The organism is Bacillus sp. R86525, from assembly GCF_042466195.1.
In the GTDB taxonomy this organism is placed as follows: domain Bacteria; phylum Bacillota; class Bacilli; order Bacillales; family Bacillaceae_G; genus Bacillus_A; species Bacillus_A nitratireducens.
On the sequence record NZ_JAXHPX010000007.1, the window covers coordinates 2,704,001 to 2,717,288 of the forward strand.

Sequence of the window (13,288 nt, forward strand, 5' to 3'; positions counted from 1 at the left end):
AATAGAGAGAACGGGATGAACTACAAATATTACATAATCATTTAGATGGAGGAAGATTTCTTGAATTTCGAGCAATTACAAAATAAATTTGAAAAGAAAAAAGTGAATACATTTCTTGTTTATCAAAAAGGGGAAACAACGACTGAGTACTATAAAACGATAGACTGTGCAAATGAGTTATTTAAAATTAATTCGATTACCAAAAGTATCGTATCCATATTAATTGGCATAGCAATTGATAAAGGATGTATAAACGATATAAATACACCAATCACAACATGGATTCCTAATGTACTGGAGAAAAAAAGAGAATTAACGCTGTATCATTTATTAACGATGACAACAGGAGAAGATTGGCAAGAATTCGGCAATGGGGTTGTTTTCCCAAATGACTTTGTGGAATCAGACAATTGGGCACAATTCATTTTAGAAAAGCCGCTCATTGAAGAAATGGGTACGAAAATGAATTATAATTCAGGCTCTTCTCACTTACTTAGTTACATCATTCAACAAGCAACTGGAATGTCGACGGAGCAGTTCGCGAAAAAGTATTTATTTGATCCATTAAACATTACGGAATATGAATGGCAACAAGACCCTCAAGGTGTATATGTCGGCGGATTCGGTATGAAAATGAAATCTATAGATTTATTAAAGTTAGGAAAATTATGTTTGCAGAATGGATATTGGAAGGGAAATGAAATTATATCATCGAAATGGTTAGAGCAATCAAGTACAGCTCTATTTGAAACGTATGAACATGTCGGGGCATATGGATATCACTGGTGGGTATTAAATAACGAAAGATTTCACATACCGTATTGTATGTATTTTGCTATGGGATACGGAGGGCAATACATTATTATCATTCCGCAGTTAGAGCTCGTAGCAGTAATTAGTAGTCACATGCCTAAACGTGGCCTCGTACCATTAAAGTTATTTATAGAGCACATAAAAGAGAATGCCAATCATAAATAAGAAGAGGAAGGGGGCGTGTTATGAGAAGTGCAAAAATGATAGCAATTTATAGACTGTTATTAAGTCTTCTAGCGTTTAGTGCACTTATTACTCAATTTGTTACAAGGGCACAAGTGAAACCGTTCAATCCAGTTAACTTTTTTAGTTTCTTCACAATTGAAAGCAATATTTTAGTGGCGGTAATTCTACTATTAAGTAGCTTGGGAACAGCCACATTCGGACGTTCCGAGCAGTTTGGAGTCCTTCGCGGTGCAGCTACAGTATACATACTGACAACAGGACTTATTTATTTTTTGTTATTAAGGGGATTAGAAGAGTCACTTCAAACAGCGATACCGTGGGTAAATACTGTACTTCATTACATCATGCCATTAGCGATGATTTTAGATTGGGTTATAAATCCACCTACGAAGACCATTACATGGAAACAGGCGGCGAGTTGGCTTGTTTTCCCGCTTTTATATGTTGTATATAGCTTAATCCGCGGTCCATTCGTGAATTGGTACCCATATCCGTTTCTCGATCCGAGAATAGGTGGATATGGGAGAGTGCTTTTATATAGTATCGGAATAGCGGTTGTAATTGGAGCTATTTGCGGATTAGTAAAAATGTTAGGAAATCGATCTTTGCATATAAAAAATAATCCTCCTTATTAAAGAAGAAGTACATAAAGAAACCTCTGTCTGTATGTAAAGACGGAGGTTTCTCTATTTTACCGACTTGTCTTCTGAAAGGACATCTTTAAAAATTTCTCTGTTTTCGTATCAAACTCTACATCCACAAAAACACCATACTCTTTTCCATCCTCACGTAGCCACAATTTAAATTTTTCAACTGTTATTTGAATTGTTTTTGGTTTTCTACCTATATGAAGGTAATCAATAATCTCAGCTTTCGGATATTGTTCTTTCGTTTTTTCAACGGCTAGTTTACCCCACTTTGCGTATGGCGGCTGTGCGTGAACAATAGATGGACCAGTATATATATTTGAACATGCTGTTAGTAAAAAAATTGCGAATGCTATACGTGTGAAGAAATACTTCATAATAAGCTCCTTTTACTCTTTTTTATATTGTGTGCATATATCTTCAAGCATATAAGTTTGGCTTTTTTTGTCTTCTTTACATAAAAGCTTCACATTTACAAAACATAACCATGAATTCATTACTGTAATTAAGGAGGGAAATATATGCGTCAAAAAGGTTTTTGGAAGATAGCAGTTCTACTTACTTTTATCGGCTTATCTTTAATCGTAAGTAGTATGCAAATAAAAAATGTAGAAGCCTTTTCTAATCAAGTGATTCAAAGAGGTGCATCTGGAGAAGATGTCATTGAATTGCAATCTCGTTTGAAATATAACGGATTCTATACAGGAAAAGTAGATGGTGTTTTCGGATGGGGTACATATTGGGCGCTTCGAAATTTCCAGCAAAAATTCGGATTGCCAGTTGATGGTTTAGCGGGGGCTAAAACGAAGCAAATGCTTGTTAAGGCAACAAAGTATGATAAGTCGACCGCTAATAAAGGTACTACAACTAATAAAGGGAATAGCGGTGGTACTGCACAAGAAAATAAACCACCACAAAGTAAAGGGACAAATGTTCCAAACGGCTATTCTCAAAATGATATTCAGCTAATGGCAAACGCTGTATACGGAGAATCCCGTGGTGAGCCGTATTTAGGACAAGTAGCAGTAGCTGCGGTTATTTTAAACCGTGTCACAAGTGCATCATTTCCAAATACAGTTTCAGGTGTAATCTTTGAACCGAGAGCCTTTACAGCAGTAGCAGATGGACAGATATATTTAACGCCAAATGAAAATGCGAAAAAAGCTGTATTAGATGCAATCAATGGATGGGATCCAACAGGGAATGCACTATATTATTTCAATCCAGATACTGCGACAAGTAAATGGATTTGGACTCGTCCACAAATTAAAAAAATCGGTAAACACATTTTCTGTAAATAGAGCGGAGGTGGAAACATGTTTAGAGGTATTATCATTGTATTGTTAACAGTAGGTGTAGTCGGAACAGGGTATTGGGGTTATAAAGAGCATCAAGAAAAAAATGCAGTATTAATTCGAGCGGAAAATAGTTATCAGCGTGCGTTTCATGATTTAGCATATGAAGTTGATTTATTACACGATAAAATTGGAACAGCACTGGCGATGAATTCACGTTCCTCATTATCGCCAGCTTTAGTAGATGTATGGCGTTTAACCTCAGAGGCTCGTTCTGATGTAGGACAATTACCTTTAACATTAATGCCATTTAATAAAACGGAAGAGTTCCTTGCGAATATTGGTGATTTTAGTTATCGTGCAGCGGTTCGTGATTTAGAAAAAGAACCGCTAAATGATCAAGAATATAAAACGTTGCAAGGTTTATATTCAAATGCAGGAAATATACAAGATGAACTGAGAAAAGTGCAGCATCTTGTATTGAAAAATAATCTTCGCTGGATGGATGTAGAAATGGCTCTTGCGTCAAACCAGGATCCAGCAGATAACACAATTATCGATGGATTAAAAACAGTTGAGAAGAATGTAACATCATACTCGTCCACAAACTTTGGACCGACTTTTACAAGTGCACAAAAGAATAAAAAAGGCGGATTTGAGGCAGAAGGAAAGGCGATTTCGAAAGAGGAAGCGGAAAAAATCGCGAAATCATTTTTAAACTTAAAAGGGAATGAAAAAGTAGAAGTTGAGAAAAGTGGAAAAGGTGCAAAAGAATCATTCTACAGTGTGAAAATTCAAGATCCAGCAACGAACAATGAGTATTATATGGATATTACCGGAAAAGGTGGATACCCAATTTGGGTAATGAATAATCGAGAAATTAAAGAACAAAAAATTAGTTTAAATGATGCAGGAAGTAAAGGATTAACGTTTTTAAAGGATCACAAGTTTACAAATATGGAGCTATTTGATAGTTCTCAATATGATAATATCGGTGTGTTTACGTACGTTGTAAATGAAAATGGAGTGCGTATTTATCCAGAAGCAATTCAAATGAAAATTGCTTTAGATGATGGATCGATTGTTGGTTTTTCGGCAAAGGAATATTTAGCATCGCATCAAAAACGAACAATTCCGAGTGCGAAGCTAACTGCTGCTGAGGCAAGAAAGAAAATTAATCCAGATGTAAAAGTAATGGAAGAGCGAAAAGCTGTAGTAGTAAATGACTTGCATAATGAAGTACTTTGCTATGAATTTGTTGGCACTTTAGGAAAAGATACGTACCAAATTTTCATTAACGCAAATAGTGGAGCAGAAGAAAAAGTGAAGAAAATGCAAGCTGTTGAAAAAATTTATGATTAAACATCAATGATAGAGTGGTGAGAATAATGAAAATCCTAATGTATATGTTGATGCTTTGCTTCGTTATTACTGGCTGTAGCATTGGCAAAAAAGACAATCCTAATGAAAAGCCTGAGCAAAAGAATGTCTCAATGAAAAATGTTACGTATACGAATAAATCAAATAAGCCAAATGAAAAAGCAGCAGATCATTTAGCATCATTAGCTGCAAGTATACCTGGTGTGAATGATGCGACGGCAGTTGTAGTTGGCAAGTATGCTGTTGTAGGTATTGATGTAAAAGCGAAACTTGATCGAACTCGAGTTGAGTCAATTAAGTATTCTGTTGCAGAAAGTTTAAAGAATGACCCGAACGGTGCAAATGCAGTTGTTGTTGCAGATGTCGATACGTATGAACGACTAAAACAAATAGGGAAGCAAATTAAAAAAGGTAAAACTGGTGAAGGCATACTGGATGAATTAGCAGCAATTGTTGGACGAGTCATGCCACAAGTTCCAAATGATCTAATTGAAAATAGAGAAACGAATCCGATTAAAGATAACGATAAACAATTACCAAAAGATGAAGAACAAGAACTAAGAAAAGAACAGGATGACCAATCAAATAATCACTTGAATAAGTAAAGTTAGCCTCGTACTACATTGTACGAGGATTTTTTAAAATAATATCAAATATTCAGTTTATTTTTAAGGGAATATATGGTTTAATTATGATGGGAGGGACAACTGTTATGATGAAAAAAAGCGCATTTATATTATGTGGTTTATGCCTAAGTTTCAGTGTGACAGCGTGTGAACAGAAGAAAGAAGTGAAAAAGCAAACAGCAACCTCTTCTACAATAACGGAAAATAAAAATCAAAAATCCATTAATGTAAATCATTTCTCAAATATTAATGAAGGAATGACATATTTAGAAGTGAGAGATTTAATCGGTTTTGAAGGGGATTTACTCATAGAAGAAGGGGAAGAACATACTACACGAATTAAACAAATTTTTGCTTGGAAAGGCAGTGATCCAAAATCGTTTGCTGAAATAACATTTTTGGATGGAAAAGTGCATTCTAAAGCACAGCAAGGTTTAAGTTAACCACTCGAAGGAATGGGAGAGTTAAGCATGAACATACATACAGAGGAAATACAATTAGTTCCGTATAAGGAGCAGCATAAAGAGATAATACAATCATTTACTTTACCAAGTGAACAAGTGCAATTCACAGCGAATCCAGGTGAATTACTGGAGAAAGCGAAAAATGATCGAACGAAAAATGTAGTTGTTATTTTGGACTATAGCGGAGTACCTGTCGGTGTTTTTGCATTACAAACGGGTGACAGAGTACATGAGTTTACAGAAAATAAAGATGCCATACTTTTAACTTCTTTTTCTGTTAATCACAATAAACAAAAGAAAGGATATGCTAAAAAATCATTGGCGTTATTACAAGACTTTGTAAAATATTATTATCCAATAAAAAATGAAGTGATTCTTGCTGTAAATGAAAAAAATATTCCGGCACAAAAGTTATATGAGAAAGTTGGCTTTCAAGATAAAGGGTTTAGAAGAATGGGACCAATCGGACAACAATTCATATTACATTTACCTATAACGAAATAATGAGATAACAAAGCTTACTCTTGAAGAAAATCATGTAGTAAGTTTTTTATTACATGATATGTTAGAAAAATCAATGCAAATATCCGAGGAATATGAAGATGTAAATATATCCGATTTTTAGGACTGTTAAAATATGAGGTGTATTGTTATGACAATTTATATTGCACTACTACGAGGAATTAATGTCGGTGGACATAAAGTAATCAAAATGTTGGATTTGAAAAAAGCCTTTGAATCAATAGGGTTAAAAAAAGTGAAAACATATATTCAAAGTGGAAATGTAGTGTTTGAGTCAGAGGAAGGAATAAGTTTTCTAAAGGAACGAATTGAATGTGAAATTAAAAATTTTTTTGATTTCGATGTGCCAGTCATGTTAAGAACAAATGATGAATTTACTAATATTATTAATAAGTGTCCATACGAGGCCCAGTCATTATTAGCAGGAGAGAGTGTATATGTGGTCTTTTTAGCCAATCCACTTGCTGAAGAAGATAGTAAGCAATTACTTATGTACAAAAGTGAAATAGAAGATTGCCATATTGAAGGCGGAGTAGTGTATTTGTTTTTCAAAAAAAGCATTCGGAATTCTAAATTAATGAACCAGTTTCAAAAATTGCATACGCCAGCTACGGTAAGGAATTGGCGGACTGTGAATAAGTTAAAAACAATAGTGGAAGATATGTATTAAAAAAGTGGTTTTCTATTTACAGAAAACCACTTTTTTTATTTATATTGTTTTGCGACAATGAGTTCAACTATAGGATAAATAAAGAATGAAGAACAAAGTGCTATAAATAGGGGAAGGTTTTTTACACCATCCAAATTGGAACCCATAGAAAATCCTTCTGACCAGAATAATATAAGAAACATAACACCTACAAGAACAAAATACGCGATTTTAAAGCTTTTATATGTAATTTGTTGTCCCATCTCATCTTGACTTTCTTCCGATACTCCGTTTGGATCTCCCCATGTAATATGATTAATTAATTTACTAAGTATTAAAGAGGCAGCGAAAATAGTCCCGCCCAAAATTGAACCTTCAGTTATGTATTTGTATGTGCCATGTCCAAGTATAACGATTAAAGAAAAAATTATAATTATAAAAATAGTTTTTTTAGTATTCAATATATAATTGCACCTCCACCTTTGTAAAAAACTCTTTACATCCATAGTATAAAATTGGAAAAGTATCATGTCAAATACTTTTTACACGAAAGGTGAAGGTATATAGTATTTTGTTTTAAAGATAAATAAAAAATTACATTACATTTGAATGTAAAAGAATAGGCTCGCATATATTTGGAAGGGATGTCAGATTAATTTAGGGGGTAGTTATGTCTATACTTTTAAAAGCTGGTGCAGATGCAGGAAATAACGGTTTGAAGTTAATGGTGAAAGGGCAAGACCCTATTTTTATTCCGAGTATTTATTCTTTATATATAGGTGAGCCTACAGGATTGTTAGATGAGGGAGATGTGTCATTATCTGAATTAGAAAATCATATCGATGTGACCATTAGTTCTCCATCGCTAATGTTAAATAATGTACGGTACATCGTTGGAGAAAAAGTGATTCAAGATCAATTAAAAGGTACTGAAGTGGAGAAGAAATCGAATAAGTCGACGGATGAGCTAATGGTTATTACAATACTATCGGGTTTAGCAGTAAGTGCTATGCGTCAAAGTCCAACATCGAGTCATATTAACATTCGATATGATTTATCGGTCGCTCTTCCTATGCAGCTTATTACACAAGAAATAGCTGCTGAAAATGCAAAACGTTATATGGGAAATCATAAGGTTGTTTTCCATTATCCGAACGGACGCGATGTTACGATTAATGTTTCTATTGAGTTTTGTAAATGCCTACCTGAAGGCGCCTCTGGGACGTGGGGCATTGTATATGATGAAGAAGGAAATGTTGTGAAACATAAAATAGAATGTGAACAAAATCAAGTTTCAGAAATTGATTTTGTTGATAAAACATTATTATCTTTTGATATTGGCGCGGGGACAACAGAAGAAGTTGTTTCGTTAGGGGTAAATTTCCGTCCGCAATTAAGTAAAGGGTTATCGTACGGTGTAAAAGAAACGTTACTACAAATTATTACAAGATGGAATCGGAAATATCCTACGAAAACAATTGATAGTATTACAGAATTTAACCAAATTTATTTAAATGAAAAACACCCGAGAAATGCATTATTAGTTGAGGAATCACAGCCAGCACTATTAGGTTTAGCGGCGCGTGTCGCAACAGATGTTATAAATAAAATCGATGATATGAAGGACGATCCATACGTATTTATTTATGGTGGAGGCGCAGTAATTATTAAAAACAGTTTAAAAATGATTTTAAAACAAAAAGGACGACTAAAAAATGTAATCTTTGTAGATAATCCACTATTTACTAATGCACGAGGATTATTAGTCTACACTTGTTCGCCAAAATATAGAGAGCATAAACAAAAAGAGTTAGGGTTTACAAACTTAACGATAAGTTAGTTGGTGGAAACATGCGATCTAGGCGATATAAACGTGGTGATCGAGTGAAAATTAATATTAATAAATCAGTATCGCCTGAAATGATTGCTTGGCTTAATAAACAATCTAATCCAACTAATTTCTTTTTCTTTGCAGCCCAGCAATTATTTAAACAAGTAGGAGATATTGATGTATCAAAAACCTTGCCAAGTAGCCATGTTTTTTCTTTATATGTAGAACCATCATCTCTATTAAAAGTTGAAATGAATCCATTTAAAAACGTACCATTAGAAACTAGTAAATCCACCGAAAATGTAAAAAAAAAATCGTGGGAATCTGTTGATCAGTTAGATTGTCCATTTTTTTAAACATAGAAAAAAATAGGTAGAGCCCATCACTATACATAGGAATACAGTGATGGGCTTTTGTTATTGTATCGTAATTTCTATAAAAAGAAGAGTGCAATACAATTTGTGTCCTTCTATTAGTTGCTTAATTTTATATTTTGCATATATGTTTTGAAACTGCTTTAATAATTTTATCCCAGTCATCGGGGTGATTCTCATGTCCTGTACCTTCAAGGGTTAATAGCTTTGAGTTCGGAATTTCGTCAATAAGTGCGAGCCCATGTTCAAGTGGAAGAGCTCTATCGTCCGTACCATGAATTACTAAAGTTGGTACCAGTATTGATTTAAGTATACCCTCATAAGAATCATCACCTGTTAGGAGGGCGTGATTAAACATACTTAATAGATTGTTAGCACGTTCTATTTCTTGTTTTACTTGTTTCAAAGTTCTTGCTTCATCAAATATACGCTTTGGTCCACAGAGTAGACGTGATCCTGTAACTAAATATTTCGCTATAACATCTTTATTTGTCCAATCTAAATTTGTACCATTAGCATGATGTGTCAAAATTTTTTCATCCATTGGAGGCAAATCACGAGTGTTGTTATCAGATCCAATAACGCTTGTTGCTAGTAATGTTAAGGTCAAAATTCTTTCTGGGTGTTTTACTGCAGCAATTTGAGCAATCATACCTCCTAATGACATGCCAAAAAGGTGTGCCTTGTCAATATGATACGCATCGAGTACCCCGATTGCATCTTCAGCCATGTCTGCTACAGTGTAATTGGAAGTCCCAGGCTCATATGTAATAGAGCGCCCAACATCACGGTTATCATAGCGAATGACAAATCTTCCTGTGCTAGCTAACCTTTCACAAAATTCTTCATCCCAATAAACCATTGAACACGTAGCCCCCATAATTAATAATATTGCTGGGTTATTAGGATTGCCAAAGCTTTCTGTACATATATCAATACCGTTTACTTTGAAAACTTGTTCACTCATAGCACACTCTCCGTTTCATTTAAAGGTCATTAATAAATAAAGAGAAATAAAACTTTGGGTGTTTCTTAGGCGTAAATTAGATTGTATTTAAGTGAAATAAATGTTTTTTGTACTCATGATGCCTAATTAGTAGAGTAGCATAAATATCACCTCCAAATATAATTATTTTCATTCAAAACAAAATATTTTGAAAAATAATTATAAGTTACTAAAATAAACAACAAGGAGGAGAGGAAATGAAAGCAATTGTTATTGATCAATATGGTAGTGTTGAAGAATTAAAAGAAAGACAAGTTCCTAAACCAGTTGTTAAATGTAATGAAGTATTAATACGTATACAAGCAACATCTGTCAATCCTGTTGATTGGAAAACCAGAAAGGGAGACTTACAAGAAAAGTTGCGATTTTCATTTCCAATTACATTAGGATTAGATGTTGCTGGAGTAGTTGAGGAAGTTGGAGAAGATGTGAATCATTTTAAAATAGGAGATAAAGTATTTACGAAACCCGAAAATATAGGGAAAGGCTCCTATGCTGAATACATTACAGTGAAATCAGATTTAGTAGCACATATGCCAAATAATATTAGTTTTGAAGAAGCTGCGTCTATACCTCTTGTAGGACTAACAGCTTGGCAAAGTCTTATTGATTACGCACAAATAAAAGAAAATGATCGAGTATTAATTCATGCTGGAGCGGGCGGAGTAGGGAGTTTTGCAATTCAAATCGCAAAATCATTTGGGGCCTTTGTCGCAACAACTGCAAGTAGTAAAAATGAAGAGTTTTTAAAGTCTTTAGGTGCTGACCTCATTATTGATTATAAAAAAGAGAAATTTGAAGAGCTGCTATCAGATTATAATATTGTGTTAGATACAATCGGCGGAGAAGTACAAGAAAAAAGTTTTCAAATTATTAAATCTGGTGGTGTTCTAGTTTCTATCGTTCATGAACCACTTCATGAAGTAAAGGGTATAAGATCAGGATTTTTATGGTTAAAACCAAGTGGAAAGCAACTAGACGAATTAACTAGTTTGATCCAGGAGGGAAAGATAAAACCGATTATTAGTAAGGTTGTTCCGTTTAGTGAACAAGGAGTTAGAGAAGCTCATATTTTGAGTGAAAGTCAGCATACTAGAGGGAAAATTGTAATTACGATGGAATGATGTTTACATAAACACACGAGTGGTGACTTAAAAAAATTGTCACCACTCATATAAACTACAATTTTTGCATGACAAAAGTAATCGCATTCGAATTTAATTGAATGTGTGTACCGTTTCGTACAATATCATACGCTAAATTTTTTATTTCAACTTTTACTTCTTGCCATTCGGTATAAACGCCTTTTAGTGTACGTGTCATTTCTTCCGTAGAAAGGTTAATTTCAATTAAAGCATCTAATTCTTGATTCGTTTCCAAGTCAATTTCTTGAATGTTAGAGTTAACTATTAAACAATTGATACCACCACTCTTTGTCCCATTTTTCATAGAGTGAAGCACTTTTTTAAAATCGTCTATTGATCTGACATGTTCTAAACTTGATACTGCAACGATGTAGTCATAAGTATTAGGAGCAATATAGTAGTCTTCAATTGCTGCTTGTTCCGTTTTTATGTATTCAAATACACCATATTCTTTGCTATAAACTTGTAACTTCATTAAAGCCGAATCAAGTAGATCAACACAAGTAACAGTGCCGCCACTATTCATGATTTTTTGTGCAATTGGAATACTGTTTCTACCGACACCAGAGCCAAGGTCAAGTATTTGTAGGTCTTTCTGTCCTTCAAAATAGTTCAGCATGCCCATAACTGTTTTAACAGGTTTATACAGCCAAGATCCTGCTTCGAATAATTTATATTGTTCATAGCAAAGATCGTGATACTTTTTCTCTTCTTGCCTTATGTAATTGATTCTGTTCATAGTGTTTCAGCTCCAATAGTTTCATGGCGAAATGAATAGGTTGGACAACCTTTAACATTCATTTGAATTCGAAATATACCACCAGCATGTGGGTACTGTTTTAATTCCGCATCCGACATTCTTGTTCTGGCTGTTGTGATATATAAATCGGTCAAATTAGGTCCTCCAAATGTACACGACGTTACATATAAAGCAGGAATCGGAATACTTAAAATCTGTTTTCCAGTAAAGGGATTCCATCTAGTAATCTTCGAGCCTCCCCAATGTGCAATCCATAAACAACCGTCTACATCAATTGTCATACCATCGGGTATACCTTCATTTTCAGGGAAGATGATAACATCTGTTGGATTGCTAATTACACCAGTATGTATATCATAATGAAAACGGACTACTTTTTTGGTAGGTGTATCAATAAAATAAAGGTATGTATCGTCAGGAGACCATGCTATGCCGTTTGATGTATTTACATGTGATACCTTTTTCTCTACTTGGAGATTATTATGTAAAGAATACAAGGAACCGGCGCCACCTATACCATATAAGTCAGTAGTGCCTGCCCAAAAGCGGCCAGCCGGATCGCATTTCCCGTCATTAAAACGATTTTCTATTAAATGTGGTTCAGGATCATAAATATGTGTAAGCTCTTCTGTATTTAGATTAAAAGAATAAAACCCTTTTTCTAGAGCTAAAAGTACTACATCATCTAGATATGGAACGACACAGCCGATTTGCTGATTGAGGGCAATCACTCGGTTTGAATTATTAGCGGGGGTATAAATGCATAGTTTTTTCTCCATAATATCAACCCAGTATAAAAGCTGCTTTTTTTCATTCCAACATGGTCCTTCAGCTAAACTTGCTTTAGCATCTAAAACTAATTCTATATTACTGAACAAGATGTTCACCTCGCTTTATAAGATATTTATATAATTCGATAAGAATAGAGGTAAACCTTTTGTGAGAGATTATTAAGATTTGCAATGTCGAAAACAGACCTTTTCAAGTTATTTAAAAAATGTATAAACACTGTGAGGAAAATGCATATGATGTTTTATGAGATTGTTTGTTTTTCGTGTAAAAATATATTCCGAGTATACGAAGGAAGTGAAAAATATAAGCGATTTAAAGAGAAAGCGAAAGGGACATATTGTTGTGATGAGTGTAGCCACAGAATTCAATTAGAAGCGATAAAATATTTTTTTAGATAGTTTTATATTTTTGTTCAGAAAAAATTGACAATAAACACGTAATAAATTATCATATGTAAAAATCAATATTTAAAATGGCATTGAAGAGAAGAGTAGTTAAGAAAGAATACGTACAGAGAGCTCTGGTAGCTGAGAAAGAGCGGTATACATCTTAATGAAAAAAGACTTGGAGCTACGCAAGGAACTAATTTGTTTAGGGATGGTGCGACGGGTTCTCCCGTTATAGAGATAGGGTATAAGCATATTTTGCCGTACCTGAAGAGGTTAATATGGTGACGTATTAACAAACTGAGGTGGTACCGCGAAGCTAATAACTCTCGTCCTCAAGATGAATAATCTTGGGGGTGGGGGTTTTTTTGTTGTATAAAACTGAAAATGTGAAAACAAAAATACAATTGAG

General features: G+C 34.2%; 17 protein-coding genes and 1 other annotated feature. Of the genes, 12 read left to right on the plus strand and 5 right to left on the minus strand.

Annotated elements, in window-relative coordinates:
• Nucleotides 1–60 precede the first annotated feature (60 nt).
• Together SJY24_RS16555 and SJY24_RS16560 are read left to right on the plus strand one after the other, a co-directional pair.
• Nucleotides 61–978: a serine hydrolase domain-containing protein gene (locus tag SJY24_RS16555; RefSeq protein ID WP_377865479.1), complete on the plus strand. Its 918-nt coding sequence runs from the start codon at nucleotides 61–63 to the stop codon at nucleotides 976–978.
• A gap of 20 nt (nucleotides 979–998) precedes the next feature.
• Nucleotides 999–1,634, plus strand: coding sequence for a Pr6Pr family membrane protein (locus tag SJY24_RS16560; protein WP_377865480.1), 636 nt, complete (start codon nucleotides 999–1,001; stop codon nucleotides 1,632–1,634).
• Between the two features lie 56 nt (nucleotides 1,635–1,690).
• Here the strand turns inward: SJY24_RS16560 and SJY24_RS16565 are convergent, their stop codons facing one another.
• Nucleotides 1,691–2,023 (minus strand): DUF3889 domain-containing protein, encoded by a 333-nt coding sequence (locus SJY24_RS16565; protein WP_377865481.1) that lies wholly within the window; start codon nucleotides 2,021–2,023, stop codon nucleotides 1,691–1,693.
• A gap of 144 nt (nucleotides 2,024–2,167) precedes the next feature.
• Here SJY24_RS16565 and sleB point away from each other — a divergent pair, with 144 nt between their 5' ends.
• From sleB to SJY24_RS16595, 6 genes are all read left to right on the plus strand, one after another.
• Nucleotides 2,168–2,947, plus strand: coding sequence for a spore cortex-lytic enzyme (gene sleB, locus SJY24_RS16570; protein ID WP_377865482.1), 780 nt, complete (start codon nucleotides 2,168–2,170; stop codon nucleotides 2,945–2,947).
• 15 nt (nucleotides 2,948–2,962) lie between these two features.
• Nucleotides 2,963–4,303: a germination protein YpeB gene (ypeB, locus tag SJY24_RS16575; protein WP_377865483.1), complete on the plus strand. Its 1,341-nt coding sequence runs from the start codon at nucleotides 2,963–2,965 to the stop codon at nucleotides 4,301–4,303.
• Nucleotides 4,304–4,329: 26 nt separating this feature from the next.
• Complete coding sequence (locus tag SJY24_RS16580; protein WP_377865484.1) at nucleotides 4,330–4,926, plus strand: YhcN/YlaJ family sporulation lipoprotein; 597 nt, start codon at nucleotides 4,330–4,332, stop codon at nucleotides 4,924–4,926.
• A 107-nt stretch (nucleotides 4,927–5,033) separates the two neighbouring features.
• Nucleotides 5,034–5,390: a hypothetical protein gene (locus SJY24_RS16585; RefSeq protein WP_377865485.1), complete on the plus strand. Its 357-nt coding sequence runs from the start codon at nucleotides 5,034–5,036 to the stop codon at nucleotides 5,388–5,390.
• 27 nt (nucleotides 5,391–5,417) lie between these two features.
• Nucleotides 5,418–5,915 (plus strand): GNAT family N-acetyltransferase, encoded by a 498-nt coding sequence (locus SJY24_RS16590; RefSeq protein WP_377865486.1) that lies wholly within the window; start codon nucleotides 5,418–5,420, stop codon nucleotides 5,913–5,915.
• Nucleotides 5,916–6,063: 148 nt separating this feature from the next.
• Complete coding sequence (locus tag SJY24_RS16595) at nucleotides 6,064–6,603, plus strand: DUF1697 domain-containing protein (RefSeq protein ID WP_377865487.1); 540 nt, start codon at nucleotides 6,064–6,066, stop codon at nucleotides 6,601–6,603.
• A gap of 35 nt (nucleotides 6,604–6,638) precedes the next feature.
• On the opposite strand, the gene SJY24_RS16600 is transcribed toward SJY24_RS16595, so the two are convergent.
• Nucleotides 6,639–7,043 (minus strand): hypothetical protein, encoded by a 405-nt coding sequence (locus tag SJY24_RS16600; protein WP_377865488.1) that lies wholly within the window; start codon nucleotides 7,041–7,043, stop codon nucleotides 6,639–6,641.
• Nucleotides 7,044–7,252: 209 nt separating this feature from the next.
• Between SJY24_RS16600 and SJY24_RS16605 the strand changes: the two genes are divergently transcribed.
• Both SJY24_RS16605 and SJY24_RS16610 read left to right on the plus strand, forming a co-directional pair.
• The gene (locus SJY24_RS16605; protein WP_377865489.1) at nucleotides 7,253–8,422 is read left to right on the plus strand and encodes a ParM/StbA family protein; all 1,170 of its coding nucleotides are present in this window, start codon (nucleotides 7,253–7,255) and stop codon (nucleotides 8,420–8,422) included.
• Nucleotides 8,423–8,433: 11 nt separating this feature from the next.
• The gene (locus SJY24_RS16610; RefSeq protein ID WP_071746121.1) at nucleotides 8,434–8,769 is read left to right on the plus strand and encodes a hypothetical protein; all 336 of its coding nucleotides are present in this window, start codon (nucleotides 8,434–8,436) and stop codon (nucleotides 8,767–8,769) included.
• 130 nt (nucleotides 8,770–8,899) lie between these two features.
• Here SJY24_RS16610 and mleBCA read toward each other — a convergent pair whose 3' ends face one another.
• Nucleotides 8,900–9,754 (minus strand): BCA family alpha/beta fold macrolide esterase, encoded by an 855-nt coding sequence (gene mleBCA / locus SJY24_RS16615; protein WP_377865490.1) that lies wholly within the window; start codon nucleotides 9,752–9,754, stop codon nucleotides 8,900–8,902.
• A gap of 236 nt (nucleotides 9,755–9,990) precedes the next feature.
• Here mleBCA and SJY24_RS16620 point away from each other — a divergent pair, with 236 nt between their 5' ends.
• Entirely contained in the window at nucleotides 9,991–10,917 is a 927-nt protein-coding gene (locus SJY24_RS16620; RefSeq protein ID WP_377865491.1) for an NADP-dependent oxidoreductase, read from the plus strand.
• Nucleotides 10,918–10,972: 55 nt separating this feature from the next.
• Here the strand turns inward: SJY24_RS16620 and SJY24_RS16625 are convergent, their stop codons facing one another.
• Both SJY24_RS16625 and SJY24_RS16630 read right to left on the minus strand, forming a co-directional pair.
• On the minus strand, nucleotides 10,973–11,677 hold the full coding sequence (locus SJY24_RS16625) for a class I SAM-dependent methyltransferase (protein WP_377865492.1): 705 nt from the start codon (nucleotides 11,675–11,677) through the stop codon (nucleotides 10,973–10,975).
• Nucleotides 11,674–12,576 carry an SMP-30/gluconolactonase/LRE family protein gene (locus SJY24_RS16630; protein ID WP_377865493.1) on the minus strand — a complete coding sequence of 301 codons (903 nt, stop codon included), beginning with the start codon at nucleotides 12,574–12,576 and terminating at the stop codon, nucleotides 11,674–11,676. Before SJY24_RS16630 ends, SJY24_RS16625 begins: the two co-directional genes overlap by 4 nt.
• Nucleotides 12,577–12,717: 141 nt before the next feature.
• Here SJY24_RS16630 and SJY24_RS16635 point away from each other — a divergent pair, with 141 nt between their 5' ends.
• Nucleotides 12,718–12,888 (plus strand): DUF2197 domain-containing protein, encoded by a 171-nt coding sequence (locus tag SJY24_RS16635; protein ID WP_377865494.1) that lies wholly within the window; start codon nucleotides 12,718–12,720, stop codon nucleotides 12,886–12,888.
• A gap of 71 nt (nucleotides 12,889–12,959) precedes the next feature.
• Nucleotides 12,960–13,216: a binding site (T-box leader), on the plus strand.
• The last annotated feature ends 72 nt before the right edge of the window (nucleotides 13,217–13,288 follow it).

Excerpts from the sequence above, each read along its gene's own strand:
- SJY24_RS16560 (WP_377865480.1), top strand. The coding sequence starts at position 999 with ATGAGAAGTGCAAAAATGATAGCAATTTATAGACTGTTATTAAGTCTT.
- SJY24_RS16565 (WP_377865481.1), bottom strand. The coding sequence starts at position 2,023 with ATGAAGTATTTCTTCACACGTATAGCATTCGCAATTTTTTTACTAACA.
- sleB (WP_377865482.1), top strand. The coding sequence starts at position 2,168 with ATGCGTCAAAAAGGTTTTTGGAAGATAGCAGTTCTACTTACTTTTATC.
- ypeB (WP_377865483.1), top strand. The coding sequence starts at position 2,963 with ATGTTTAGAGGTATTATCATTGTATTGTTAACAGTAGGTGTAGTCGGA.
- SJY24_RS16580 (WP_377865484.1), top strand. The coding sequence starts at position 4,330 with ATGAAAATCCTAATGTATATGTTGATGCTTTGCTTCGTTATTACTGGC.
- SJY24_RS16585 (WP_377865485.1), top strand. The coding sequence starts at position 5,034 with ATGATGAAAAAAAGCGCATTTATATTATGTGGTTTATGCCTAAGTTTC.
- SJY24_RS16590 (WP_377865486.1), top strand. The coding sequence starts at position 5,418 with ATGAACATACATACAGAGGAAATACAATTAGTTCCGTATAAGGAGCAG.
- SJY24_RS16595 (WP_377865487.1), top strand. The coding sequence starts at position 6,064 with ATGACAATTTATATTGCACTACTACGAGGAATTAATGTCGGTGGACAT.
- SJY24_RS16605 (WP_377865489.1), top strand. The coding sequence starts at position 7,253 with ATGTCTATACTTTTAAAAGCTGGTGCAGATGCAGGAAATAACGGTTTG.
- SJY24_RS16610 (WP_071746121.1), top strand. The coding sequence starts at position 8,434 with ATGCGATCTAGGCGATATAAACGTGGTGATCGAGTGAAAATTAATATT.
- mleBCA (WP_377865490.1), bottom strand. The coding sequence starts at position 9,754 with ATGAGTGAACAAGTTTTCAAAGTAAACGGTATTGATATATGTACAGAA.
- SJY24_RS16620 (WP_377865491.1), top strand. The coding sequence starts at position 9,991 with ATGAAAGCAATTGTTATTGATCAATATGGTAGTGTTGAAGAATTAAAA.
- SJY24_RS16625 (WP_377865492.1), bottom strand. The coding sequence starts at position 11,677 with ATGAACAGAATCAATTACATAAGGCAAGAAGAGAAAAAGTATCACGAT.
- SJY24_RS16635 (WP_377865494.1), top strand. The coding sequence starts at position 12,718 with ATGCATATGATGTTTTATGAGATTGTTTGTTTTTCGTGTAAAAATATA.